A 22,542-nucleotide genomic window follows, 5' to 3' on the forward strand; every position below is an offset into this window, starting at 1 on the left:
GCCCGACCGAAGCCAAGAGATGCCAGGTTCTCAGAACCAGAGGTCGCGCACGCAACGCCCTTTGGACGGAAGATCTTCGAACGTGTCCAAGCCGTCGAAGTGATCGATGGGAAGATCGGCGACGAGATCCGGCGGCGCAAGCCGCATGTTGACCGCCATGCGCCGGCGGCCATCCTTTTGAAGCCGCAGGCCGCGCCAGCTCAAGACGCAGGCGCAGGATGGGCAGAACAAGATTTCGAGGGACGAGGTCTCCCGGCCGGAGCGGGTATAGGAGGCGGTTTGCCCGCTGAGAGCGATACGCTCTCCCTCGTAATCATAGGCCCAGAGGGTGCCGTAGCGGCGGCAGAGGGTGCAGTTGCAGGCGGTGATCGAGCCGGGATCGCCTTCGAGCGTCCAGCTTGTCTTGCCGCAATGACATGAGCCCGTCAGCATGAGTGTTCGTTCAATCCTGCTGTCTCTTCCGGGGTCATCCTGCCCCAATCGCGCGGCGATCGCAATTGGGCTTCGAGCGCCTCGCTTTGCCGCTCGCCAAGTTTGAACGACAGTTCCGTTTGTTGAATTTGTAAAATTTCTAGTTGAGGTGGCGGCAGAAAGATGGTCCGATGCGACCTGGCGTAGCCCCGAGTCCACGCTTCCTCCCAATTTTGATCCGAGCGGCCCATGTCGATTTCCGATGCGATCTACCGTCCCTTCGAAACGTTGATCCGGCCGCTCGACATTCCCTACCGGCCGCTGCCTTCCAAAGGTCCGGTGACGGTGCTCATGCACTTCATCTCGATGTTTCGCGGCGTGCTGATCGCGCTTGCGCTTTGCTCCATGGTGTTCGAGTTGATCAACCTGACGATCGTCTGGGGGCTGTCGGTCATCGTCGATGGCGTGACGCAACAGGGCGCCGCCGCCTTCCTGCACAATGAATGGCTGCTGTTGACCGTTCTCGGCTTCCTGATCTTTCCTGTGATGCCGATCCTGTCGTTCATGCTGAATACGCTGAACTCGCATACTTTGGGCATCGGCATGCCGGCTGCCATTCAATGGCAGGGACATAAGGCGGTGGAGCGGCAAGACCTTGCCTTCTTCCATGATCTCTATGCCGGCCAGGTTGCCTCACGCCTCTCGCAGGTATCCTCCGCCGTCCAGCAACAGATCCTTGCCGGCTTCCAGTCCATCCCGCGCTTTCTGATGCAGCTGGTGGGCTCTGTTATCCTGCTGAGCGCGCTCGCCTGGCAGCTTGCCCTGCCTGTCGTCGTCTGGATCGCGCTCAACATCGCATTCACCGCCAGGATCGTGCCTGTTTTCGTCGAGCGCTCGCGCCGCACCGCTAAGCAGCGCAGCCTGGTCGCCGGCGCTATCACCGATCTTTATACCAACATGCAAATGATCAAGCAGTTCGCGGCCGAAGACAGCGAGGCCGGCGCCATCCGCCGCATCATCCAGAAGACCGTGCAGACGCAGCACAGCGAGCAGCGTATCTATCGCTCGTCGGAAGTCACTGTCGTCATTCTCAACACGCTGCTGTGGCTGACCATGCTGTCGATCGGATTTTCCGGCCTTGTCAAAGGCTTCCTCACGGTCGGCGAGTTCGTCGGCGCGGTCTACATCCTCAACCGGCTGTCGTCGCAGATCTTCGTCTTCCTCCAGATGGGCCAGCAGATCTTCCAGGCGATCGGCACGATCAAGGACGCCATGCCCGTCATGACCACACCTCCGACGATCACCGACCGGCCGGATGCGACCGAGCTCAGCGTTCAGCGCGGCGAAATACGTTTCGAGAACCTCCACTTTGCCTACAAGTCGGGCAAGCCGGTCATCGACGACCTGTCGCTGACGGTCCGGCCCGGCGAGAAGGTGGGTCTGGTCGGCCTTTCCGGGGCGGGAAAGACGACGCTCGCGAACCTGCTTCTGCGCTTCTACGACATCAAGGGCGGCGCGATCGTGATCGACGGGCAGGATATCCGTGCCGTCACCCAGTCCAGTCTTCGCCGCGCGATCGGGGTCATCGCGCAGGATGTCGCCCTGCTGCACCGGTCGGTCGGCGATAATATCCGCTACGGCCGGCCGGAGGCCACGCGGGATGAGATCGAACGGGTGACGAAGATGGCGAGCGCCGATGCCTTCATTGCCGATCTGACTGACAGCGAGGGCCGCAAGGGCTACGACGCTTTCGTCGGCGACCGCGGCATCAAACTGTCAGGCGGCCAGCGGCAACGCGTGGCGATCACCCGCGTTCTCCTGAAGGACGCGCCGATCCTGGTGCTCGACGAAGCGACGTCCGCGCTCGACAGCGAATCCGAAGCCGCCATCCAGGAGCGGTTGAACCTCGTCATGGAGGGAAAGACGGTGATCGCCATCGCGCACCGGCTGTCGACCATCGCCAGGATGGACCGGATCGTCGTGCTCGATCGCGGGCGGATCGTAGAGGAGGGCAGGCCGGACGAGCTGGTCGAAGGTAACGGCCTGTTTGCCCGCCTGTGGAAACGCCAGACCGGCGGCTTCATTCCCGAAGAGATCGACGAGCCCTTGCCGAGTTCACCCGCGACCTGACCGAGGAACTGGCGACCCGTCCGCGTTCCGGCACCCCTTGACGATGACGGCGGCAATCCTGCCTATTGCCTGCAGGGGAACCGGGGCAGGTGGTCATGATCAATCCGTCGAGCAACTCGGGAATGCGCGACGCCAATGTCACCATCCGTCGCATTCTCAAGGTCAACCATGCGGGCGAGTTCGGCGCTATCAGGATCTATGGCGCCCAGATCCTGATGGCCCGTCGGCTGTTTCCCGACATCGTTCCGGCGCTTGAAGAGATGCGTGAGGACGAGATCGACCACTGCCGGCTGTTTCGCGGGGCAATGCCTGCAAGGAGCGCCAGGCCCTGCCGTGTCATGGCCTTCTGGAGCCTCGGCGGTTTCGTGCTCGGCTTGCTGACGGCGCTTGGCGGGCGCAACATGATCTGGATCTGCACGGAGGCCGTGGAAAGCACGGTCCATCGCCACCTCCAAGACCAACTGGCTTTCCTCGCCAAACGCGATCCCGAGCTTCATACCCTGATCGCGTCGATACAGGAACAGGAGCTTGCGCATCTCAGGAAGGCCGAGGACAGTCAGAAGAGACGGGGTCTCGGCCACGCCTTGCTCCTGCCCGTCATCGGCGCCCTGACCGACCTGATGATCTGGCTCTCCACCTGGGGCGACTCGAGCTGGATGCGCGCCGAAATGGTGCGGGCGGGGAAGGGGCTTTGATGGAGAGGTTCAGAAGGCGATGGCGGCAGAGAAAACGGTAAGCTTTGATGTCGATGGGCATCGTGTTGTCGGGACATTGTGTCTGGCGACCTCGGCAAACGCACCGATTGTCGTACTTCTCCATGGGTTCGGAGGAACGCGGCACGAACTCATGATTTCTCAGACCGGCACCGGTATCTTCACGCATGCGGCCGAGAAGCTCGCGTCTCTGGGTTTCTCGAGCCTGAGGATTGACTTTCGAGGCGTCGGCGAAAGCGGCGGACGCTTTCAGGACACGACGTATAATCGCCAGGTCGAGGATTGCATCGCTGCAATGGATTTCGCCGGCGATCTGCCGTCCGGTGGTCCGAATGCGATCTTTCTGCTGGGATGGAGCCAAGGCGGGCTGGTTGCTGCTACGGCGGCGGGCCGAACAAATCGACCAGCGGCGGTCGCGCTCTGGGCTCCCGTCGGCGAGCCGAAACTAACCTTTCCAGCCTTGATTGGGCGTGATGTGTATGAACGGGCGCTCGAAAACCGATCGCCCACCAAGGTTAAACTTCCGTGGGGCTCGTCCCTAACTCTCGGCCATGACTTCTTTGCCGACGTCGAAAGCCTGGATCCGCTGGACGAGATTGCTAAGTATGATGGACCGGTTTTCCTTGCTGAAGGCAGCCTGGATACTGCCATTCCTGTGGGAACAGCGGCAAAGTTCGCTCGGGCGCATAAGGGGGCACACCAAGTTTGGGAGGCTCCCATGGATCACATTTTCAACACTTGGAAGAACGTTGATATGCTGGACCGGCTGATCACGGCCACGGCCAGGTTTTTTGGTCCGCCTCGATGAGGGCCGCTTCCCTCCGCTACTCGACCACTCCGAGGATCGGGCCGTAACCGCCGTGCCAGGAGCGGTCGTTGCGGCCCATGGCCGGGTAGTAAAGCCCGACACCGTTTCCGCCGTCGAGAAACAACGCGTCCGGGCATTTCAGATTGTCGCGGAAGAGCCGTGCGAAATCGTGGAAATTCACTCCGTCTTCGCTGATTGCCAAGCGGACCGTGCCGGCCGCGCAGACGCCGATACCGCTTCTGCGGGTTCGATCCGTCGAGCCGGGGATCAAGATCGGGTTCAGCTTGTCTGCGATGACAAGCATCGGACCGGACTGCGTGGCGAACCGCACCTTGGGCGCATTTTTCAGAAATTCATCGGTCGGCAGTATGCCGGCGCCTGCTTCACCCAGAAAGAACACGCCGTTCGGCTTCTTGTAGAAATTCGGCACCTGGCCGGCGGAGCTTTCGGCCTTTGCGGTATTGGCGGGTTTCAATTCCCTGGCGTTTTCGACATACAGCCCCATCGGCGAAAAATCGGCCCGGTACATGCCGGCGTTGACGGCCAGCACCAGCGTCTTCCCCTCGGCGCGAACGGCTTCGGCAAGGCTTGAAAAAGTCCGGTACGGCTCGCCATCGGCGCCCTTCCAGAACAGGCGCAGGTCGGCTTTCCCCGTTTGCAGCGTGCAGACGACGTATTTCGCCTCTTCGAAAGTCTCCTGGTCGCATTGCTCGGCATGGGCCTGATGCAGGGGTGTCATCGTTGCTGCCAGCATCATGGTGGCCGCGAACGCGGCTTGTTTGAAATAGGTCATCGGCGTCACGTCCTCGAGCTGTCTACCATGTGCCTGACAGAGCCGTGCCGGCGAGCAGCACGCCCGTCAGGATATTGGCGAGGAACAGGCGATAATTCAGGTCCGGGCGGGCAAGGTCGATCCGCCGGGTCTGCCACGCAAGGTGGGCTGCGATCACCAGCATTCCGATCGCATAAGGCGACGACATCTCCAGCAGCCACCCCCCGAGCGACCACGCCGCAACGGCCAGAGCATAGAACAAGCCGATCCACAACTTGCCGCGCCGGCCGAACAGGATTGCTGTCGATTTCAGGCCGAGGCGGGTGTCATCCCTGACATCGACATAGGCATAGACCGTATCATAGCCGATCTGCCAGGCGATCGCCCCGGCCCACATCAGAACGGCGCCGGCCGGGATATGGCCTGCAAGCTCGGCCCATGCCATCAGCATCCCCCAATTGAACGCCGCGCCCAGGACCGCCTGGGGCCAATGGGTGAAGCGCTTGCAGAGCGGATAGAGGAAGACGAGCGGCAGAACCGATATCGCGATCAGACGCGTGTAAGGCGTCAGGAAAAACAGAAGCGCGGCCGCGGCCAAGAGTTCCACAGCCAGAAAGACCAAGGCTTGCAGCGTGCCAAGTTCACCGCTTGCAAGCGGCCGGAAGCGGGTTCGCTCCACATGGCCGTCAAACTTCCGATCGGCAATGTCGTTGACCGTGGAGCCGGCGCTTCTCATCAGCAGGGCGCCGAGAGAGAAGATCACAAGCTCACTGAGGTCCGGCAGACCGTGCGATGCCTGGGTGAGGGCGGCCCAGCATGGGAAAAGCGTCAGCCATATTCCAACCGGGCGATCGAGCCGCGCCAGCCGCGTGTATGGCCGCCATGCGGCCGGCAATCGGCGATCTACCCAGTCGCCATGGTGGATGTCGCTGAGGTCGGGGTGACTCGAAGTCATCATGAGATAATCCAAATTTCCTGTCGCAGCGGCCGGGATAGCGGCGGCCAGAATAGGAATTTTTGCAAGCGGAGCAATGGCCGCCTGCAGCGAGCGACGGCCTTGGGGCCGTTCCTATTTCCCGGCGAATACGACATGGGGACCGGCGCCGCGATCCGGCGCATCTGCGGGCAGGCCGAAGAAACGTTTGGCCATTTCGGTCGGGCCGATATCCTGTAGAGATCGGAAGCCCAGGCTCAGCAATCGGTCCGCGAGCTGCTTGGGATCGAAGTGCGTCAGCCATGGCTCGCCGGCAGCGGCCGTGCGCGACCCCATTTCCGCGGCGCGGGCGCGGCGTTCGGGCGGATAGTTCTCCAAGGGTTCGCTGTAGTCAAAGACGATGGACGAGCTCGGCAGGCCGGCGACGAAGCGCAGCAGGGCAAACACCGACGGTTCCGTGAGATAGGGCACGACGCCGAGCCAGATGAAGAAGGAGGGCGTTTCGAGTTCGAGACCGCAATCGACCAGGCGCGTTCCGAGATCTTCCTGCTCGAAATCGACGGGAACGAATGTCGGCAGATTTTGCGTCACCCCTATCTCGCTCAGCCGCCTCTGCTTCCAGCTCTGCGTGGCAGGGTGATCGACTTCGAAGACCTTCAGGCCGGCATGAGGATTGCGCAGTGCGAAGGTGTCGAGCCCGGCGCCGAGGATGACGGCCTGCCTCACGCCCTTGGCGACGGACAGGGCAAGACAATCTTCGGCATATCGGCTTCGGGCCGCCATGAAGAGGCGAAAGGACCGTGTGGAGGGAACCTCGGCCTTCAGATCGGCTTCGGCGCTCGCTTCCTCGCCGAGAATCCTGCGGGCGTAAGGGTCGCAGAAGATGGTGCCGCCGTCCACGTTCTGATGTGCGGCTCTGTAGGCGGCCGCGCCCATGGCGGTACGGCTTGGTTCCGATGCTCGCATGAAAGCCTCTTTGTCTGTAAACCTGGGCCTTGTTGCCGGCACCCGGACTGTGACCTGGATTTGGGAGGATGCTCACCTGATCGCGATCTTCTTCGTCGGATCTTGTCAGCGCGGGTAAAGTAGATCATGATTTTAACGATGTAAAGATTAGATCGAGACATGACCACGGACAAAGGACCGCCCCGCTATCATCACGGCAATCTGCGCCCGACGCTGCTGTTAGTGGCGCGGGCGCTTCTGGAGGAGGGCGGCCCGGCTGCGCTGAGCCTGCGGGAGATCGGCCGCCGCGCCGGGGTCTCGGCTCCGGCGGCCTATCACTATTTCAACAGTCTGGATGCCATTGCGGCAGCGCTCGCCGAACAAGGGTTTGCCGAACTCGGCGAAAGCATAGATGCCGCCTTGGCCGGTTCCCGGCGCCACCTGCTTGCCGGCGGCATCGCCTATGTCGCCTTTGCCCGTTCGAATCCCGGTCTCTACCGGCTGATGTTCGGGGAGGGTTTTCAAGCCTATTCCAAAGGCAACGAGGAAATACGCACCCTGCGGATGCGGGTCTACCGGCAGATGAAGGACGACCTGGAAAAGCGTCTGACGCCCGGGGACGTGCCGAACGCCGCGCTCTTCCTCTGGTCGCTGACGCATGGCCTTGCCTTGCTGATGATAGACGGCCAGGTCGAAGCCGGAACCGATCCCGATGCGAAGGTCGAGGAAATCCTGAAGCTCGTCGGCATGGGATTGCCTGCAGCGAGATAGGCTGTTGTCGGCGCGCTCGGCCCATCCTCTCCACATAGGTTCGTCCAGCCGGATTGCTTCGATCCTGAGCATGAGCGAAAGGCACGGAGATCGGGCAAGAAGCCCGAATATTCAATCGCTACCAGGCGGTACGGGCAGTGCCGAGTGCTGTTGTATGCGAGGATGATACCTGCGCGATATGCGTTTTGAGCGACACGACGCAGTTTCCCGGAAAACTGAGTTTGTGCATCGTCAAGTGCTTCAGCAATGCCTCCGCATCGCGCTTCTCAGTAAGCGGAAATGTCACAGTCATGCGAGTTCCTTCCAACGAACACAGTGAGCATCCGATATAGCTAATGTCTAAATTCTTTTGCGCCGCAACAAGAAAATTTTAATGATAAAATTAAAATCGATTAGCTTTTTCGTGCGTATTTTTAAGATCGTTTGAAATCGGATTTCGGGTCGTGGCTGCCAACGCGCCGACGCAGGGCAGGGCTCATCTGCCGTTGCGGGCTGCCCAGCTCCTGAGCCGCAATCCGTTGAGTTTGATGAAGCCTTCGGCGTCGTGATGGTCATAGGCGACGGCGCTTTCCTCGAAGGTGACGAGATCGGCGGAATAGAGTGAGCAGGGCGAGGTGCGGGAGATGACCGTAGCGCTACCCTTGTAGAGCCGTACCGTCACTTCGCCGCTAACGAGGTCCTGGCTCCGGTCGATCAGAGCCTGTAGCATGTCCCGCTCGGGAGAGAACCAGAAGCCATTGTAGATCAGCTCGGCGTAGCGGGGCATGATCTCATCCTTCAGGTGTGCGGCGGCACGATCGAGCGTGATCGATTCAATGCCGCGATGCGCCGCAAGCAGGATCGTGCCTCCCGGCGTCTCGTAGATGCCTCGCGATTTCATACCGATGAAGCGGTTTTCGACGAGATCGAGCCGCCCGATGCCGTGCCGGCCGCCGAAGCTGTTGAGCGCGGTGAGCAAGGTGGCCGGCGTCATCGCTTCGCCGTTCAGGGACACCGGGTCGCCGCTTTCGAAGCCGATGGTGACGGTCTCGGGCGTATCGGGAGCATCGATAGGGTTGACCGTGCGCTGATAGATGTATTCGGGCGCGGCCTCGGCCGGATTTTCGAGGATCTTGCCTTCGGTGGAGGTGTGCAGCAGGTTGGCGTCGATCGAGAAGGGCGCTTCGCCGCGCTTGTCCTTCGGCACCGGGATCTCATGCATCTCGGCATAGTCCAGAAGCTGCATGCGGGAGCGGATGTCCCATTGACGCCAGGGAGCAATGACCTTGATCGACGGGTCGAGGGCATTGACGGCGAGCTCGAAGCGGACCTGGTCATTGCCTTTGCCTGTGGAGCCATGGGCGACGGCATCCGCGCCGACCTGCCTGGCTATGGCGACCAGATGCTTGGCGATCAGCGGCCGGGCGATGGAACTGCCGAGCAGATACTGCCCCTCATAAAGCGTGTTGGCGCGCAGCATCGGAAAGACGAAGTCGCAGACGAATTCCTCCCGCAGATCGACGATACGGATGTCCTTGACCCCGAACATTGCCGCCTTCGCCCGCGCCGGCTCCAGCTCCTCGGCCTGGCCGAGGTCGGCGGTGAAGGTCACGACCTCGCATCCGTAGGTCTCCTGCAGCCATTTGAGAATGATCGAGGTATCCAAGCCGCCGGAATAAGCGAGCACGATTTTATCCATCTGTCTTGTCATCTACCGTCTCCACGTCGATGCTTGGATCGATAGGTCATATCTCGCGCAATGAGCTTGCGAAGCGTCCTCGAAATTGCGAAGGTTTGGCATGTTATGCCATTACAGAATGGAATAGAGCTATAAAATGCCGGTAGTTCTCGACGCGATCGATCGCCATATCCTGCGCGTGCTTCAGCGCGACGGCCGCATTTCGAATGTCGAGCTGGCAAAAGAGGTAGGGCTGTCGCCTTCGCCCTGCCTGCGCCGCGTGCGGCTCCTGGAAAAGGCCGGGATCATCGATCGCTATGTTGCCGTGCTGGACCCGGCAAAGGTCGGGGCGGGGCTGACGGTTTTTGCCCGGGTCTGGTTCAAGACCCAGGATGCCGAGGTCACCCTGCGTTTCGCCGAGGCCGTCCGGCGGTTTCCCGAGGTGATGGAGTGCTACCTGACGACGGGGGAATGCGACGCCGTGCTGCGCATCGTCACCGTCGATCTTCACAGCTATTGGCGTTTCCAGGCCGACCACCTGACGCGCATTCCGAGCGTGCTCAGCGTCAAGACCGATGTGCCGATGGAAACGCTGAAGCGGAGCTACGAGCTGCCGGTTCGGTAGGCGCGCGCGGCTTGTGTACCGGTGCGTGGCCAGCCTCGTCCTTCGAGGCCCCTTCGGGGCACCTCAGAATGAGGCTGGAGAGAGGGCGGCCCTCGTTAGGAAATGTCTGATGCTGTGGAGGGACGGCCTGCAGACTACAGAGGCACACCGATCAGCCCTCATCATGACGTGCGCAATCTGGAGGATGATCGATTGCAAGGAAATCCGCGAAACTACTTAAAATTGATCAAAGTCATTAACAAGCTGTCGTATGCTCTCAGTTATTCAGAAGACGTTGTGTTTTGCACGAGTTATTTAATGAGCGAGACTGCCGAAAGAACGCTGCGAGTTAGGCCGCTGCAAAGGCATCATCAGCATTCGATTGCCTTGATGTTAGCTATGGTGGGGTTTGTGGCTTCGTGTTCAAATGCAGATGAAAGCGCCATCGCAGATAAGTTTGTGGCCAGCGAGCTTCATTTCCTGGGCTCTTTCTGCGAAGGTCCTTATTTAGCGGTGCGCGATGGCAATTACATTTCCTTTGATGGCACAAAGTACAAGACGCTTCTTCGAAACGTTGCGGTAACTGCTATCGGACCGGATCGCCTCTCCATGTCCTCCGAGATCGGCTCAGGCAACTTGATAGTAACATACCTGCTCAAGCACGACAGCACCGTCGCGATCATTGAAAGCGTAAGAATGGAGCCGGGACTAAGTCCAGAGCAATGGGCCACTGCGAGCGGCATTGAGTTCAGATATGCTATTGAAAAAATGAAGAAAATTGACCCGTTGGTCCTGTGCTCGGTAACGACATAGCGCCAATTCGCCTGGCCCTCGTCCAGCTCAAGCCATATCATTCGACAATTTTGCCTCTGCCAGGGGAACGAATTTGAGCCACAAGCTTGAGAACGAATCCAAGGGTTGGAGCACTCCATACGAAGGCGATGAGCCAAGCAGTTGCGGTCGCACCCACACACTCGCTCTCGTTAATTTCACAAGAGGCTCTTACGGCATTGCCATACAGGCACAGCGCTCCGACCACCAAGGCTGACTTGGCGATTGCAATTGATATCCATAACCTCCTGCCTTGCCCCATTATCAGCGCCGCGATGAAAATTGCTGCAAAGGGCAAAAGCGTCAGCCATATAATGCCTGCTTCCATTCGAGGCTCTCTTGAAAAGTATGAATCTTTCAGGACATCGCAAATATCTGCAGGTGGCGCAACGCGGCTCTGTCTGTCATGCCTATGGATTGCCGGCATCGCTGTCTGCCGACGCGACTAACCCCAGTTCCGAGGCTGACATGGGAATTCCTGACGGGGCGGAAGTATTGCCCGTCCTGGGAATCTGAAGCAGCACCCGCTTATTCACGACGGATTCGCTATCGCTGGGCTGGAAAGTAACGACGTCAGGGATTGCCTGCGGCGTTCAATACGTGATTTCGAATGGCGGCCGCACTTTCCTGCGGTGATGCGAAAGTGACATCCAGGACGAGAGTGTTTTGATGTTGAGGATTGAGGACGCAAGCTTGTCGGCTGCGTTTTCTCGAAGCTTCCACATCTGTGGATTTCAGGTGGGCACGGCGTGCCGGTGTCGAAATCCGGCGCGCCAACTCGTCCTCATCGCAGAGCAACCGCACTGGCACCAGCAAGGCTTGGCGTTGTTGTGCTGCGGCATCAATTTGCTGAAACGTGCGCATGCTTCGCTGATCGCCGTCAATGCCGGCATGCGTGAAGATGAAATTGGCCGAGGGCGCGCTATAGGCCACGATCGCATCCAAAACGGCTTGCCGAACCCTGCCGGTGTATTCCCATATTCCTTCCGGGAGGGGAGACGTCCCACCGTCATCCAGGAGGCGCAGTATCGGGTTGTTGAACCAGTGATTGTCGACAATCTTTGCGGGGAAAAGCAGACTTAATTCTTTGGCGATTGCAAGTTTGCCGACTCCAGGAAAACCGATCAGCAGAATGAAAATATTCATACGGAGCAACCTCCCTCATTCAACCTGGATATGGATATGATCGTCGTGGCGGGCGGCGCGGCAGCCTTGAAAACGGACATGGCTGTCGGTAATGCCGAGCGCGTTTTTCAGATGCGGCTCGATGAAGATTTTCTGCAGGCCGAAGCGCGCCACGCCTTCGCTGGTCAGCCAGGCGACCGCGGCCGATGTGCGCTGCTCCTCGATGCCATAGGCCGGAAACAATGGCTGCAGCGCGTCGAAATCCCAGCGCGTGGTCAGCCAGTCGTGGCGGCCTTGGCATGGCAGTTCGTCGCCCGGCGCCGGCTCTTCGAAGGCGAAATAACCGATCGGGGAGCGGGTCGCGCCATTCAGGAAGGCGCCGTCGGCATTCTTGTAATAATAGGCGAAGTCGAGCTTTTTCCCGTCGGCATGCGACAGATGCGGAAGCAGCGGAAAGCCGTTCACGAAGGGGAAATTCGCATCCAGCGCGACGGTGACGGTTCCAGGAAATTTTTCGTCCATGTGGGCGGCGAGCGCCTTTGCCAGATCACGCAGGTCAGGCGTGACGTAGTTGCGGTTCAGCAGGCAGTAGATCGGGGAGCGGACCACGAGCCTGTCAGTGGCGCTCGATATGCAGGAGAGGGGGACCCGTCCGAACATCGGGGCTGCGAGGCCCGCTGCAAATGTCGCGCCGGCATAACAAAACAGCAAGATGGCAAGCTTCGCAAGAAAGCGATGGATGCGCCAGGCGCGGGACGCTGCGAGCGCGACGAGATAGGCGACGCCGCCGATCTGCGTGAGCACTGTCAGAATGAGAACGATCAGGACGTGGGGGGCAAAACGGAGCACGGGGAGAGGCCTTGCGGGACGTTGTCATCCCATAGGCGAGGGGATGGTGATCCGCAAGACGGCTGCAAGCCGCCAAGTGCAGCCGGTGTTGGTTTCGATGGATCGATGTCGGATCCTACTGATGGTCCAACTGCTTCGACAGCTCGGCAAAAAGCCTGTCGCGGCGAGTGTTCAACTGGACGAGATCGACGGCAATAGTGATGGCGCGGCGTCCTTCGACGCTGTCGATGTCGAGCTTCCTCTCGCAGCACCATTGCCGGACGGCATCGGTGACGATCGTTATTTCATCATCGTTGAGTGAGATGAGCGATAGGAGCATGGTCGCGCCCTCAGTAAAGCGGCAAGAGCACTCTGGTCTCTCAAGCGGTCGTGCCAATGCCGATGGGCCGATGGCATTCACTCTACGCTCATTCCCTCGCAACACCACCGCTATTTTTTCCGGGTTCGGCGCAGGCCCGGTTGCCCGCGCTGCCCGGTCTTCATCCCATTGCCGCCGCCGGCATCCCGCGGCAGGCGGCTGGTTTATTTTGCCAGCACGATATGCGTGGCGTGTTCGGTTGCGGCATGCTCGGCGACACGGAAGCCGAGGGCGGGCAGGTCGATGCCTGCGAACAACGCTTCCCCCTTGCCGAGCACGACGGGCGAGACGGCGAAATGCAGTTCGTCGATCAGGCCGGCCTGCAGATACTGGCGGACGGTGCTGACCCCGCCGCCGATCTTTACGTCCCTGCCGCCGGCCGCGGCCTTCGCCTTGGCGAGCGCCTCCTCGATACCGCCGGTGACGAAATGAAAGGTCGTGCCGCCTTCCATGACGATCGGTTCGCGGGGATAGTGCGTCAGGATGAAGGTTGGCGCGTGATAGGGCGGATTCGGCCCCCACCAGCCCTTCCAGGCATCATCCGGCCAATCGCCGCGGATAGGGCCGAACATGTTGCGGCCGAGAATGAAGGCGCCGAAATTGGCCATGCCGCGGGCGGCATAATCCTCGTCGATCCCTTGCGAACCGTCGTCCTTTCCCTGCATGGCGCGGAAAGTGCGGGTATGGAAAAACCATTGGAACATCTCCGGCCCCCGCTTGCCGAGCGGATCTTGCATGCTTTGTTCCGGACCCGCGCCGAAACCATCCACGGAAACGGAAAACCCTGCGACACGCACTTTGGACATGCTTTCCTCCATCTGATTTCAAATTAAAACTGGTTGTTTTGTCGCATAAGCGATCCTATATTGCAACCAGTTTTTGATGGAGATGCTTGGTGGATATTGAACGGCGCTCGGGCTGCCCGATCAACCTGACGATGGAGGTGCTGGGCGATCGGTGGAGCCTCATTATCATCCGCGACATCATGTTCGGCAATCGCCGCCATTTCCGGGATCTTCTGACCCATTCGGAAGAGGGGATCGCCTCCAACATCCTGGCAGCCAGGTTGAAGCGGCTGCTCTCGCTCGAATTCATCAGCAAGCGGGATGATCCGAGCCATAGCCAGAAAGCGATCTACAGCCTGGCGGAGCCGGCGATCCAGCTCGTTCCCGTTTTCGCCATGATCGGCGCCTGGGGACGGCGCCATCTGCCTGTCAGCGAGGAGCTGAGCATCCGCGCGCAGCTTCTCGAAGAAGGCGGCCCGCCGCTCTGGGACGCATTCATGGAGGATCTCCGGCAAATCCATATCGTCGATCCGATCGGCGGCGCCAACGGCACGCGCACCTCGGCCGCGCTGACCAAGCTGACGGCGGCGTTCCTCGAGGTCCGCGTGAAATCGCCGGCAACGGCATCCTAATATCGAGAAAACTCAGCCGGCCCGATCAGCCGCCGGCACCCTGGTATTTGCCGGTGGCGTAGCGCCAATACACCATTGCGATCAACACCCAGACCGGGCCGGCCACCAGAGCTGCCGGGCCGGCCCAGCCGCCAAGGATCGGGACGGGTTTGCCGAGCAGGGCGGCAACGGGGACCGAACTGGTCAGCGCCAGCGGAACGGCGGTGAGGAGGGTGATCTGGATGCTGCCGGGAAAAATGTTGAGAGGGTAGCGCATCAGTTCCCAGAAGCCGAAGAAGATCGAGAACAGATGGTTGGAGCGCACCCAGATCAGCGCGGTGGCGCCGATCATGGTGATCAGGGCGGCGGTCAGCAGCGTGGCGCTGAAAAGCGCGGCGACGAGGAAGAGAGCTGAAGGGATCGACCAGGCGAAATCGACGGAGAAAACCGCCCAGCCGAGCAGCGGCACAGCAAGGATGATGTGTCCGGCATAGCCGATATTGAGACCGGAAAAGATCAGATAGACCCAAGGGCTGAACGGCTTGACCAGCAGCGCATCGTAAGTGCCGAGACGCACCAGTTCCTCGAGATCGCGCAGCTGCGTGAAGCTCATCGCAGCACCGAGGGAGTAGGCCAGCAGCTGGAAGCTGTAGAGCAGCGCGAGCTCCGGCCAGCTCCAGCCTCCCAACGTATCGAAGCGGGCAAGCAGGATGCCGATGGTGGCGAAAACGCTGCCGTAGGAGAGGATCTGTGCAAGGCGATCGAGCCAGAAGGCGCCGCGATATTCCATCTGCGAGCGGATATACATGCGCACCAGCAGCGGAACGACGCGGAGGTGATGAAGGAGCATGGTCAGCCTCCCTGCACGGTGATGCGGGTCGAGGCCGAGCGCCATAGCCAAAGGACGCCGAAGAGGAACAATCCGGCCCAGCCGAGACCGAGGCCGAGATGAAACCAGGTGTCGGCAGCCGAAAGCCGGCCGAGATAGACGGCATTGGGATAATAAACCACCCAGGCGAAGGGCAGGTGGCGGGCGATCGTCGCCAGCGGCTCTGGAAAGAACCAGAAGGGCACCAGCAGGCCTGAGAACAGCTGCAGCAGGGCGCCGAGGATCCAGTCGAGCGAGAAGCTCGTCATCAGCCAGAAGGCGATGAGGCCGCAGAACATCGACATCAGGGACAGCAGGATGAAGGAAAGCGCCCAGAAGGCGATGAACATGGCGCCGTCGAACAGGCTTGCCGGCGGCAGCATGCCGTAGAACATGGCTGTGACGGCGACGGTCGGGATGACCTGCGTCATCAGGCGGTAGCCGAAACTGCCGCATTCATTGGCGAAGACGTAGAGCGGATAGAAGATGGGCTTCAGCAACCAGACGGCGACGTCCCCCGTCTTCAACGACCGGCCGATCTCGCTGATGATCCTTTCGGGGCGGGTGGCACCCATCACCGCACCGCCGAGCAAGGCATAGGTCACCATCTGCTGCAGCGAGACGCCGTCGACCACGGCTGCACCGATGCCGGCATAGGCTGCCTGCCAGATAGCGACCCGTGCGAAGACTTGCACGAGTTTGCCGAAGATGTTGGCCCAGACCTCGTTGCGGTAGGCCAACTGGGCATGGAAAGCGCTGCGTGCGAAGGCGGAATAAGCGCTCATGACGCCCGCGCCCTGGCGTTGCGGCCCTGGTAGAAAGTGCGGATGACCTCTTCGATGTCGGGCTCGTGCAGCGCCACATCCTTAAGGCCGCGGTCGCTTCCCACCTCCGACAGGATCCTGACCAGCGACACGTCTTCGCGTTCGATCAGATAATTCTTGCGCAGGCCCTCGTCGCTGACGAGCGAAGCCGTGCTGAGCGACAGCGACCCGGGGTCGCTGGCAAATTCGAGGGTCAGCCGCCGGGCCGAGCCCAAAGCCGTGCGCAGGCTCCTCAATTCACCATCGAAGATCAGTCTCGAGTGATCGACCATGATCAGCCGCGGGCAGATGGTTTCGATGTCCTGCAGGTCATGGGTGGTGAGGATGATGGTGACGCCGCGCTCGCGGTTGATCTCGGCGAGAAACCGCCGCACGGCATCCTTGGCGACCACGTCGAGCCCGATCGTCGGTTCGTCCAGAAAGAGGATCTTCGGATCGTGCAGCAGCGACATGACGATCTCGGCGCGCATGCGCTGGCCGAGGCTGAGCTGGCGCACCGCGCGGCCGAGAAAAGGCGTGAGGTCGAGCAACTCGCTGAAGCGCCTTAGATTGTCCGCATAGCGGGCGGGCGGGATATCATAGATGCGCTGGTGCAAGGTAAAACTGTCGACCAGCGGCAGATCCCACCACAGCTGGCTGCGCTGACCGAAGACGACGCCGATTTCGCGTGCATTGTCCATCCGCTTGAGATGCGGCGTGCGGTCGAGCACCGAGAGCGTGCCGGCGCTCGGCACCAGGATGCCGGTCATCATCTTGATCATCGTGGATTTGCCGGCGCCGTTGGGGCCGAGATAACCCACCGCTTCGCCGGCAGCGACGTCGAAATCGATGTCGGAAACGGCCAGAACTTCGGTATATTCGCTCGTCACCAGCGTCTTCAGGGCGCCGAGCAGGCCTGGAAATCTTTTGTGCTGCCGGAAGCGCTTGCTGACACCCCGTGCCTCGATCAAAGCCGTCATGTGTATTTCCCGCCGATTCGGCAGCTGTGAGGATTGGAACCCAGGCTAACGCCGGGCTCGGCCAGTGCAAGCAAAAGTCGCTTTTGCCGATCACTCAATCGGGCAATTCAAGACGCTGCAGTGGCCTTTGTTATCTGAAAGGACGCCTTGTGCCGCAGCGCAGCCTTTGGCGTTGACAGCCACGATCAATCGATCGCTGTTAGGCTCATGAAGATTCTCGCAATATCCGGCAGTGCTCGGCGCAATTCCACCAATACGGCCCTGCTGCGGGCTGTCAGCGCCGTCGCGCCACGTGAGATCGAGATTGCGATCTTCGATGGCGTCGGAGGTTTGCCGGTGTTCTCGCCGGATCTCGAGGGGGAAGCTCTGCCGGCGGCGGTGCGGGATTTCGTCGCAATGATTGCTGGGAGTGACGGGGTGATCATTGCCAGCCCGGAATATGTGCGATCCATCCCCGGCGGCCTGAAAAATGCGATCGATTGGCTGGTGTCGGGAGAGCAGATCGTCCACAAGCCCGTCGCGCTGCTGCACGCATCGCATCGAGGAGATGACATGCTGGCAGGTCTGCGCACGATCCTTGCGACCATCACCGACCGGTTCGCAGGCGATATCTTCCTGCGGCTTCCTCTGATGAAGCTGGAGCCGGACGAGGTGTTGCGGGCCGTCGAGGCGGCGCAGAACAGATCCAGGGTGCAGGCCTATCTTCAGGCCTTCTCGGCCTATTGCAAGGCAGTCGGCTAACGTCCTGAAGCTTGTGCGGTCATCGGACCTCCATCAGGAGGCCGCTCTCGACCCCTGCTTTTCCGTCAAGCGTGCGCAGTATCACCAGCGGGGCTGCGAGCAGCGCCGCGAGGATGAAGGCGGAGAGGAAATGCCTTTTGAGGAAACGGAGGATAGGTCGGATCATCTTGATCTCCAGATGCCGCGGATATCCTTTGTGTTGGACCTCGACAATTGCGGCAGCATGACCGGCTGCCTTGCAAGCTCCGCAATGCTGCCGCAACCCTTGTGGCGGACAGAGGGAAGGTCAAGAGAACAGGCGGCGATGCGGATATTGTTGATAGAAGACGAGCGGGGGTTGGCCGAGGCGCTGTCGGCAGCGCTCGGCAAACATGGGATCGTCACCGACCACACGATGCATCTGGCCGATGCCGTCGAGCTGACGCGGCAGAACCTCTACGACGCGATCCTGCTCGACCGGCGCCTGCCCGACGGAGAGGGGCTGAGCTTCATTCCGGAGCTGAGGCGGACGGGGAAGGATACGCCGATTATCGTGCTGACGGCGCTGAACGAGCCGAGGCAGCGGGTGGAAGGGCTCGATCTCGGCGCCGACGACTATCTCGGCAAGCCGTTTCTGGTGGAGGAACTGATGGCGAGGCTGAGAGCCGTGCTGCGGCGGCCGCCGAACCTTGCGGAACTCAAAATTACCGCTGGGCGGATGGTGATCGATCCCTTACATCTCAGCGTAACCGTCCATGACGCGCCGCTCGATCTGCCCCGGCGCGAGCTGCTGGTCCTGGCGGCCCTTGCCAAGCGCAAGGAGAAGACCGTGCTCCGCGCGACGCTCGAGGCGGCAGTCTACAACTATGAGGAGGAAATCCAGTCGAATGCGCTCGATGCGCATATATCGCGGCTGCGCAGGCGGCTTGCCGAGGCCGGCGCCGAGGTTTCGATCCACAATATCCGCGGCGTCGGCTATCTCCTGAGGGAAGAATGATGGGCGAAAAATGCAAGCCCAGCCCTTCGCTCTGGTGGCGGCTCAGCTGGCAGCTCAGCCTGGTCTTCGTCGGCGTGGTGACGGCTGTCACCATCGGGCTCTGCTTCTACGGCGCGACGATCCTCTCGCCGAACGTCGCGCTGGAGGACCATGTCACCGCCGCATTGGCTCCGGCCGTTGCGCTGGATGCTGAGGGGCGGCTCGAAATAAAGGATACGCCGGAGCTGGATGCACTCAAGCGGCAGTATGAGGGGCTTTGGTATGTCGCGGCCACGACGAACGGTTCTTTCGTGTCTTACGGGACCATTCCTGCGGCCTACAGCGAGCTTGCGCGTCTGACCTACCTGTTCGAAGGGGCCGATATCAGGGGATCGGCCGGCACGGGCGAGATCGCCTCGGTCGAAAGCGTGGAGACCGCGATCGGCGAGCTACGGGTTCTGTTTGGCGGCGTTGCCGACAAGGGCTGGCCGGTTCTTACCCTGATGGGCGCCGTTTATCCGATCTACGTCCCGCTGTTCGTCATCGCCTTGCCCGCGGTTTTTCTCGCCGTTCCCAGGATCGTTCGGCGTGGGCTGGCCAGCGTCAGCGAGGTCGCCCGCAAGGCATCCGAGATCGAACTTCGCCGCTACGATGCGCGCCTGCCGCTCGACGGTATTCCGCGGGAGGTCGCGCCTCTGGTGATCGCCTTCAACGAGGCGCTCGACCGGCTGGAAAACGAGTACCGCAAACGGCAACATTTCCTGATCGATGCGGCGCACGAGCTGAGGACGCCGATCGCGATCATGCAGACCCGGATCGATGGAACGGCAGAAGGGCAGGACCGCAGGCGATTGCTCGACGACGTCGCGCGTTTGGCCGAGACGGCCGAACAGCTGCTCGATTTCGAGCGCAACGACCAGGCGACCGATCTCCATGAAATGGTCGATCTCGTCGAGATTGCCCGCTCCGTCGTTGCCGACCTCGCGCCGCTGGCGATCGGCGCCGGCTACCAGATCTCGTTTCAGAGCGAGGTCGAGAGCCTGAAGCGCAAGGGCAGCCCCTCGGCGCTGCCGCGGGCGGTGAGCAACCTCGTTCGCAATGCCATCGACCATGGCGGCGGGAGCGGCATGATCACGGTCTCCGTGTCGGCCTCCGGCAGCGGGCGGATCAGCGTGGCCGACGAGGGGCCGGGCATTCCGGCCGAACACCGCGAGTTGGTGTTCGAGCCGTTCTATCGCGTCACTCCGAAGAGCACGGGGGCGGGGCTGGGCTTGAGCCTCGTCAAGCAGATCGCCGCAAACCATGGCGGCGAAGTCAGCATCGAGAGCGGCGACGCCGGCACCGAGGTGGCTATCCGGCTTTGATGACGCGGGTTGTTTCCGGCAGCCGACGCTGCCGGAACCGATGTAATACTGCGGCAATTCTCGGCCGCCACTTTTGCCTGACTAGAGCGCCGCGCGTCCGACAGACGCGCTAGGGACGCTCTAGCACTTTAAACTGCGCATAATCCTTTCCGAAATCGATCTCGATTTCGGGGTTATGCGCTATCGGCGATGGAGGCCAGACAGAGTGCGCAGCAATCCATTCACTTCATCCTTTTCAAAGCGGATTTCGAAGTTTTTTTCCCTTGCCCTGCCGCTGGCGCTTGCGGCGGCTGCGGCCGGGTGCAGCGCGGTGCCGCTGAAGCAAGCGGGCACGCTTTCTTCCTATTCCAATCTCGGCCCGCCCAAGGGCAAGCTTCAGAAATCGCGCATCTATGTCGATGGCGCCGGTCTTGCGCCGGCGAAGACGGTCGCCATCGCCCCGACCACCTTTGCCTTCAGCGCCGCGACCCGGATCAAATCGCCTGATGACCGGACGATGGTGTCGAATGCGCTCGACCGGGCGCTCTGCATCTCGCTCAGCGACAAATACCGGATAGTGGCACCGGGCGAGCCTGCCGACCTGACGATCCGCTCGGTCGTTACCGACATCGTGCCGACCAACAAGGCAATGGCCGGCGTTTCTACTGTCGTGACCGTCGGCAGCGGCTTCGCGCTGCCGGTCGGCGTGCCGCGCCTGCCGGTCGGGCTCGGCGGGCTGGCCGTCGAGGCGGAAGCGGTGGACGGCTCGGGCGTGCAGCGGGCGGCGATGGTCTGGTCGCGCGGGGCGAACTCGCTGCAGAACGAGCCGCGCGTTTCCGAAGTGGGCGACGCCTATGGCCTTGCCTCGAAGTTCAGCAGCGAATTTTCCCGAATGCTGATCGCACGCAAAGAACCGAAGGGGCTGGACCTTTCACTTCCTTCCGGCCAGCGGATGAAATCCTGGCTCGGCGGAAAACCGAAATACGCTGCCTGCGATGCCTTCGGGCGGTCGCCCGGATTGATGGGCGCTGTAGCCGCCAAATACGGTGCGCCGCCGCAATGGACCGAGAAGAAGCCGAAGCCGGCCGCCACCTACTGAGAGGGATGCGCGGCGGTGCCGGCAGCTGCTGTGACAGCACTCAGCCCGCCCCAGGCTGACGGGACGGACGGAGCAAGGGCGGCAAGGATTATGCTCCGTCCGTTAAAGATCCGTCGCGCATTCAGCCGGCGGCTCCGGGCCTCAGCCAGAAATACAGTTTGATCTGACCTGGCCTGTCGGAGGGATGCGGGCCGCGCCGGAAGAATTCGCCGCCATTGCTCTCGATCACGCGCCGGGAGGCATGGTTGCCCTCGTTGCAAAGGATGATGAGGCGGTCGAGACCTTCCTTTGCTGCTACTATCAAAAGCAGTTTCAGGGCGGTGGTTGCGTATCCCTTGCGTTGCTTCCATGGCACGACCGAGTAGCCCACATGGCCCGAGACCGCGGGCGGCAACGCCTCAGTACCTGCTTGAAAACGCAGGCTGATGCTGCCACAGAATTCCCTGTCCCAGATCCAGAACAGACGCGTGATCAGCGGCGGTGGTTTCAACCCGGCGTGCCGCTCGCCATCAGAAACGAGGCCGTCGAGAAACCCTGATCTGTCCTGACGTAGCCGCTGGAGTTCGCCGAAAATATAGGCTTGGTCGCCGGCCCGGCGCGGATCGAGGGACCAGCCGGCGGCGAGTGCCGATTCGAAGCCCGACAGGTTTTCAAGATCCGGCGCAAGCAGGACGATATGGCCGACGGCCCTTGCTCTATCTCCAGATGTCATCGATCACCCACGCAATATCAGGCGGCGGGGCAATTCAGCAGGTTCGATCCGCGCGGCCGAGAGCCGCAGACAAGCACGATTGAGGGCCATTGAGAAGCGAAACGAGTTGTTTGGGGCATGGGCATTGCCGGTGGCGCAACCGTTCCCCGTGCCAGATCAAAAAGCCCCGCATCTTCATGCGAGGCTTGATGCTGGTGGATCGGTTTACCGGCACTGGCGGCGCGGGCCGTAGTTCGGCTGGTAGGTGTTGTCGTAGGCGCGGTACGACCGATAGCGGGCGTAGCAATATTCGGCGTGCGAGCTGTAGCCGGTGGAACGGTAGGCGCGCGGCTGCGAGGCGATGATGCCGCCGATCAGGGCGCCGGCCGCCAGGCCGCCGATGATGGCGCCGGTATTGTCATGATGATAGCGGTGACCATAACGCCGGCCGTAGCGGTCGCCGCGATAGTAGTCTCGGTCCCGATAGTAGCTGCGGTCGCGGTAGTGGTGGCGTTTGCGATACCAGTCGTCATTGTTGCCAAACTGGCCAGGGCAGTTCGTGAAGTTATTGCAGCCGACGGTGATGATCCTGGCCTCGCCACCTCCGGGGACTGGCTGCGCGGCCGCCTGCTGCGCCGGGCTCGGCACAAAGACGGGGCCTGCCGATGCCGGCATTCCGGAGAAGGCCGTCGCTATCGACAGGGCAATGATGGCGAATTTGTTCATTTCACTCACCTTGGGTAAACGGATGTATCGAG

28 protein-coding genes are annotated in these 22,542 nt (G+C 61.2%); 11 read left to right on the top strand and 17 right to left on the bottom strand.

Features of this window, described 5'->3' with window-relative positions; genetic code table 11:
- Window positions 1-30: 30 nt before the first annotated feature.
- Both QMO80_RS21575 and QMO80_RS21580 read right to left on the bottom strand, forming a co-directional pair.
- Window positions 31-432, bottom strand: coding sequence for a GFA family protein (locus tag QMO80_RS21575; RefSeq protein ID WP_283198298.1), 402 nt, complete (start codon window positions 430-432; stop codon window positions 31-33).
- Window positions 426-662, bottom strand: coding sequence for a hypothetical protein (locus QMO80_RS21580; protein WP_283198299.1), 237 nt, complete (start codon window positions 660-662; stop codon window positions 426-428). The genes QMO80_RS21575 and QMO80_RS21580 overlap by 7 nt, the downstream gene beginning before the upstream one ends.
- On the opposite strand from QMO80_RS21580, the gene QMO80_RS21585 reads away from it, so the two are divergent.
- The 3 genes from QMO80_RS21585 to QMO80_RS21595 all read left to right on the top strand — a co-directional run bounded on the left by QMO80_RS21585 (window position 661) and on the right by QMO80_RS21595 (window position 4,062).
- Window positions 661-2,541: an ABC transporter ATP-binding protein gene (locus tag QMO80_RS21585; RefSeq protein ID WP_283198300.1), complete on the top strand. Its 1,881-nt coding sequence runs from the start codon at window positions 661-663 to the stop codon at window positions 2,539-2,541. The two genes, QMO80_RS21580 and QMO80_RS21585, sit on opposite strands and share 2 nt — an antisense overlap.
- A gap of 95 nt (window positions 2,542-2,636) precedes the next feature.
- Window positions 2,637-3,236 (top strand): demethoxyubiquinone hydroxylase family protein, encoded by a 600-nt coding sequence (locus QMO80_RS21590; protein WP_283198301.1) that lies wholly within the window; start codon window positions 2,637-2,639, stop codon window positions 3,234-3,236.
- Between the two features lie 19 nt (window positions 3,237-3,255).
- Entirely contained in the window at window positions 3,256-4,062 is an 807-nt protein-coding gene (locus QMO80_RS21595) for an alpha/beta hydrolase (protein WP_283198302.1), read from the top strand.
- A 16-nt stretch (window positions 4,063-4,078) separates the two neighbouring features.
- On the opposite strand, the gene QMO80_RS21600 is transcribed toward QMO80_RS21595, so the two are convergent.
- The 3 genes from QMO80_RS21600 to QMO80_RS21610 form a co-directional block, all read right to left on the bottom strand.
- On the bottom strand, window positions 4,079-4,855 hold the full coding sequence (locus QMO80_RS21600; RefSeq protein WP_283198303.1) for a phosphodiester glycosidase family protein: 777 nt from the start codon (window positions 4,853-4,855) through the stop codon (window positions 4,079-4,081).
- 22 nt (window positions 4,856-4,877) lie between these two features.
- Complete coding sequence (gene ubiA / locus QMO80_RS21605) at window positions 4,878-5,792, bottom strand: 4-hydroxybenzoate octaprenyltransferase (RefSeq protein WP_283198304.1); 915 nt, start codon at window positions 5,790-5,792, stop codon at window positions 4,878-4,880.
- Between the two features lie 111 nt (window positions 5,793-5,903).
- Window positions 5,904-6,734 (bottom strand): SAM-dependent methyltransferase, encoded by an 831-nt coding sequence (locus QMO80_RS21610; RefSeq protein WP_283198305.1) that lies wholly within the window; start codon window positions 6,732-6,734, stop codon window positions 5,904-5,906.
- 159 nt (window positions 6,735-6,893) lie between these two features.
- Here QMO80_RS21610 and QMO80_RS21615 point away from each other — a divergent pair, with 159 nt between their 5' ends.
- The gene (locus tag QMO80_RS21615; protein ID WP_283198306.1) at window positions 6,894-7,484 is read left to right on the top strand and encodes a TetR/AcrR family transcriptional regulator; all 591 of its coding nucleotides are present in this window, start codon (window positions 6,894-6,896) and stop codon (window positions 7,482-7,484) included.
- A 475-nt stretch (window positions 7,485-7,959) separates the two neighbouring features.
- Here QMO80_RS21615 and QMO80_RS21620 read toward each other — a convergent pair whose 3' ends face one another.
- Complete coding sequence (locus QMO80_RS21620; protein WP_283198307.1) at window positions 7,960-9,174, bottom strand: argininosuccinate synthase; 1,215 nt, start codon at window positions 9,172-9,174, stop codon at window positions 7,960-7,962.
- A gap of 124 nt (window positions 9,175-9,298) precedes the next feature.
- Between QMO80_RS21620 and QMO80_RS21625 the strand changes: the two genes are divergently transcribed.
- The gene (locus QMO80_RS21625; RefSeq protein WP_283198308.1) at window positions 9,299-9,766 is read left to right on the top strand and encodes an Lrp/AsnC family transcriptional regulator; all 468 of its coding nucleotides are present in this window, start codon (window positions 9,299-9,301) and stop codon (window positions 9,764-9,766) included.
- 102 nt (window positions 9,767-9,868) lie between these two features.
- Window positions 9,869-10,558, top strand: a complete 690-nt coding sequence (locus tag QMO80_RS21630) for a hypothetical protein (RefSeq protein WP_283198309.1) — start codon at window positions 9,869-9,871, stop codon at window positions 10,556-10,558.
- A 37-nt stretch (window positions 10,559-10,595) separates the two neighbouring features.
- Here the strand turns inward: QMO80_RS21630 and QMO80_RS21635 are convergent, their stop codons facing one another.
- From QMO80_RS21635 to QMO80_RS21655, 5 genes are all read right to left on the bottom strand, one after another.
- Window positions 10,596-10,904: a hypothetical protein gene (locus QMO80_RS21635; RefSeq protein ID WP_283198310.1), complete on the bottom strand. Its 309-nt coding sequence runs from the start codon at window positions 10,902-10,904 to the stop codon at window positions 10,596-10,598.
- A gap of 245 nt (window positions 10,905-11,149) precedes the next feature.
- Complete coding sequence (locus QMO80_RS21640) at window positions 11,150-11,722, bottom strand: chloramphenicol phosphotransferase (RefSeq protein WP_283198311.1); 573 nt, start codon at window positions 11,720-11,722, stop codon at window positions 11,150-11,152.
- 15 nt (window positions 11,723-11,737) lie between these two features.
- Window positions 11,738-12,550, bottom strand: a complete 813-nt coding sequence (locus QMO80_RS21645) for a hypothetical protein (RefSeq protein WP_283198312.1) — start codon at window positions 12,548-12,550, stop codon at window positions 11,738-11,740.
- Window positions 12,551-12,665: 115 nt separating this feature from the next.
- Entirely contained in the window at window positions 12,666-12,869 is a 204-nt protein-coding gene (locus tag QMO80_RS21650) for a hypothetical protein (protein WP_283198313.1), read from the bottom strand.
- Window positions 12,870-13,072: 203 nt separating this feature from the next.
- A complete protein-coding gene (locus QMO80_RS21655; RefSeq protein ID WP_283198314.1) occupies window positions 13,073-13,714 on the bottom strand; it encodes a dihydrofolate reductase family protein in 642 nt (213 codons plus the stop codon).
- Between the two features lie 89 nt (window positions 13,715-13,803).
- Here QMO80_RS21655 and QMO80_RS21660 point away from each other — a divergent pair, with 89 nt between their 5' ends.
- Complete coding sequence (locus QMO80_RS21660) at window positions 13,804-14,325, top strand: helix-turn-helix domain-containing protein (protein ID WP_283198315.1); 522 nt, start codon at window positions 13,804-13,806, stop codon at window positions 14,323-14,325.
- A gap of 25 nt (window positions 14,326-14,350) precedes the next feature.
- Here QMO80_RS21660 and QMO80_RS21665 read toward each other — a convergent pair whose 3' ends face one another.
- The 3 genes from QMO80_RS21665 to QMO80_RS21675 are packed head-to-tail and all read right to left on the bottom strand — an operon-like array spanning window position 14,351 to window position 16,955.
- Window positions 14,351-15,154, bottom strand: coding sequence for an ABC transporter permease (locus tag QMO80_RS21665; protein WP_283198316.1), 804 nt, complete (start codon window positions 15,152-15,154; stop codon window positions 14,351-14,353).
- 2 nt (window positions 15,155-15,156) lie between these two features.
- Window positions 15,157-15,957 (bottom strand): ABC-2 family transporter protein, encoded by an 801-nt coding sequence (locus tag QMO80_RS21670; protein WP_283198317.1) that lies wholly within the window; start codon window positions 15,955-15,957, stop codon window positions 15,157-15,159.
- Entirely contained in the window at window positions 15,954-16,955 is a 1,002-nt protein-coding gene (locus QMO80_RS21675; protein WP_283198318.1) for an ATP-binding cassette domain-containing protein, read from the bottom strand. Before QMO80_RS21675 ends, QMO80_RS21670 begins: the two co-directional genes overlap by 4 nt.
- A gap of 207 nt (window positions 16,956-17,162) precedes the next feature.
- Between QMO80_RS21675 and QMO80_RS21680 the strand changes: the two genes are divergently transcribed.
- Window positions 17,163-17,696 carry an NADPH-dependent FMN reductase gene (locus QMO80_RS21680; protein WP_283198319.1) on the top strand — a complete coding sequence of 178 codons (534 nt, stop codon included), beginning with the start codon at window positions 17,163-17,165 and terminating at the stop codon, window positions 17,694-17,696.
- Between the two features lie 19 nt (window positions 17,697-17,715).
- Here QMO80_RS21680 and QMO80_RS21685 read toward each other — a convergent pair whose 3' ends face one another.
- Window positions 17,716-17,862 carry a hypothetical protein gene (locus tag QMO80_RS21685; protein ID WP_283198320.1) on the bottom strand — a complete coding sequence of 49 codons (147 nt, stop codon included), beginning with the start codon at window positions 17,860-17,862 and terminating at the stop codon, window positions 17,716-17,718.
- Between the two features lie 138 nt (window positions 17,863-18,000).
- On the opposite strand from QMO80_RS21685, the gene QMO80_RS21690 reads away from it, so the two are divergent.
- The 3 genes from QMO80_RS21690 (at window position 18,001) to QMO80_RS21700 (ending at window position 21,093) form a co-directional block, all read left to right on the top strand.
- Window positions 18,001-18,672, top strand: coding sequence for a response regulator transcription factor (locus QMO80_RS21690; protein WP_283198321.1), 672 nt, complete (start codon window positions 18,001-18,003; stop codon window positions 18,670-18,672).
- Entirely contained in the window at window positions 18,672-20,015 is a 1,344-nt protein-coding gene (locus QMO80_RS21695) for a HAMP domain-containing sensor histidine kinase (protein ID WP_283200251.1), read from the top strand. The genes QMO80_RS21690 and QMO80_RS21695 overlap by 1 nt, the downstream gene beginning before the upstream one ends.
- 175 nt (window positions 20,016-20,190) lie before the next feature.
- Window positions 20,191-21,093 (top strand): DUF3313 domain-containing protein, encoded by a 903-nt coding sequence (locus QMO80_RS21700; protein WP_283198322.1) that lies wholly within the window; start codon window positions 20,191-20,193, stop codon window positions 21,091-21,093.
- Between the two features lie 121 nt (window positions 21,094-21,214).
- On the opposite strand, the gene QMO80_RS21705 is transcribed toward QMO80_RS21700, so the two are convergent.
- Both QMO80_RS21705 and QMO80_RS21710 read right to left on the bottom strand, forming a co-directional pair.
- The gene (locus tag QMO80_RS21705; protein WP_283198323.1) at window positions 21,215-21,805 is read right to left on the bottom strand and encodes a GNAT family N-acetyltransferase; all 591 of its coding nucleotides are present in this window, start codon (window positions 21,803-21,805) and stop codon (window positions 21,215-21,217) included.
- 204 nt (window positions 21,806-22,009) lie between these two features.
- Window positions 22,010-22,510, bottom strand: a complete 501-nt coding sequence (locus QMO80_RS21710) for a BA14K family protein (RefSeq protein WP_283198324.1) — start codon at window positions 22,508-22,510, stop codon at window positions 22,010-22,012.
- Between the last annotated feature and the right edge of the window lie 32 nt (window positions 22,511-22,542).

It is taken from the genome of Rhizobium sp. BT03 (assembly GCF_030053155.1).
GTDB lineage: Bacteria > Pseudomonadota > Alphaproteobacteria > Rhizobiales > Rhizobiaceae > Rhizobium.

Bases quoted from the DNA above. Each gene is read 5' to 3' on its own strand.
- QMO80_RS21575 (WP_283198298.1), bottom strand. From the start codon at position 432: ATGCTGACGGGCTCATGTCATTGCGGCAAGACAAGCTGGACGCTCGAA.
- QMO80_RS21585 (WP_283198300.1), top strand. From the start codon at position 661: ATGTCGATTTCCGATGCGATCTACCGTCCCTTCGAAACGTTGATCCGG.
- QMO80_RS21580 (WP_283198299.1), bottom strand. From the start codon at position 662: ATGGGCCGCTCGGATCAAAATTGGGAGGAAGCGTGGACTCGGGGCTAC.
- QMO80_RS21590 (WP_283198301.1), top strand. From the start codon at position 2,637: ATGATCAATCCGTCGAGCAACTCGGGAATGCGCGACGCCAATGTCACC.
- QMO80_RS21595 (WP_283198302.1), top strand. From the start codon at position 3,256: ATGGCGGCAGAGAAAACGGTAAGCTTTGATGTCGATGGGCATCGTGTT.
- QMO80_RS21600 (WP_283198303.1), bottom strand. From the start codon at position 4,855: ATGACCTATTTCAAACAAGCCGCGTTCGCGGCCACCATGATGCTGGCA.
- ubiA (WP_283198304.1), bottom strand. From the start codon at position 5,792: ATGATGACTTCGAGTCACCCCGACCTCAGCGACATCCACCATGGCGAC.
- QMO80_RS21610 (WP_283198305.1), bottom strand. From the start codon at position 6,734: ATGCGAGCATCGGAACCAAGCCGTACCGCCATGGGCGCGGCCGCCTAC.
- QMO80_RS21615 (WP_283198306.1), top strand. From the start codon at position 6,894: ATGACCACGGACAAAGGACCGCCCCGCTATCATCACGGCAATCTGCGC.
- QMO80_RS21620 (WP_283198307.1), bottom strand. From the start codon at position 9,174: ATGACAAGACAGATGGATAAAATCGTGCTCGCTTATTCCGGCGGCTTG.
- QMO80_RS21625 (WP_283198308.1), top strand. From the start codon at position 9,299: ATGCCGGTAGTTCTCGACGCGATCGATCGCCATATCCTGCGCGTGCTT.
- QMO80_RS21630 (WP_283198309.1), top strand. From the start codon at position 9,869: ATGTCTGATGCTGTGGAGGGACGGCCTGCAGACTACAGAGGCACACCG.
- QMO80_RS21635 (WP_283198310.1), bottom strand. From the start codon at position 10,904: ATGGAAGCAGGCATTATATGGCTGACGCTTTTGCCCTTTGCAGCAATT.
- QMO80_RS21640 (WP_283198311.1), bottom strand. From the start codon at position 11,722: ATGAATATTTTCATTCTGCTGATCGGTTTTCCTGGAGTCGGCAAACTT.
- QMO80_RS21650 (WP_283198313.1), bottom strand. From the start codon at position 12,869: ATGCTCCTATCGCTCATCTCACTCAACGATGATGAAATAACGATCGTC.
- QMO80_RS21655 (WP_283198314.1), bottom strand. From the start codon at position 13,714: ATGTCCAAAGTGCGTGTCGCAGGGTTTTCCGTTTCCGTGGATGGTTTC.
- QMO80_RS21665 (WP_283198316.1), bottom strand. From the start codon at position 15,154: ATGCTCCTTCATCACCTCCGCGTCGTTCCGCTGCTGGTGCGCATGTAT.
- QMO80_RS21670 (WP_283198317.1), bottom strand. From the start codon at position 15,957: ATGAGCGCTTATTCCGCCTTCGCACGCAGCGCTTTCCATGCCCAGTTG.
- QMO80_RS21675 (WP_283198318.1), bottom strand. From the start codon at position 16,955: ATGACGGCTTTGATCGAGGCACGGGGTGTCAGCAAGCGCTTCCGGCAG.
- QMO80_RS21680 (WP_283198319.1), top strand. From the start codon at position 17,163: ATGAAGATTCTCGCAATATCCGGCAGTGCTCGGCGCAATTCCACCAAT.
- QMO80_RS21685 (WP_283198320.1), bottom strand. From the start codon at position 17,862: ATGATCCGACCTATCCTCCGTTTCCTCAAAAGGCATTTCCTCTCCGCC.
- QMO80_RS21690 (WP_283198321.1), top strand. From the start codon at position 18,001: ATGCGGATATTGTTGATAGAAGACGAGCGGGGGTTGGCCGAGGCGCTG.
- QMO80_RS21695 (WP_283200251.1), top strand. From the start codon at position 18,672: ATGGGCGAAAAATGCAAGCCCAGCCCTTCGCTCTGGTGGCGGCTCAGC.
- QMO80_RS21700 (WP_283198322.1), top strand. From the start codon at position 20,191: ATGCGCTATCGGCGATGGAGGCCAGACAGAGTGCGCAGCAATCCATTC.
- QMO80_RS21705 (WP_283198323.1), bottom strand. From the start codon at position 21,805: ATGACATCTGGAGATAGAGCAAGGGCCGTCGGCCATATCGTCCTGCTT.
- QMO80_RS21710 (WP_283198324.1), bottom strand. From the start codon at position 22,510: ATGAACAAATTCGCCATCATTGCCCTGTCGATAGCGACGGCCTTCTCC.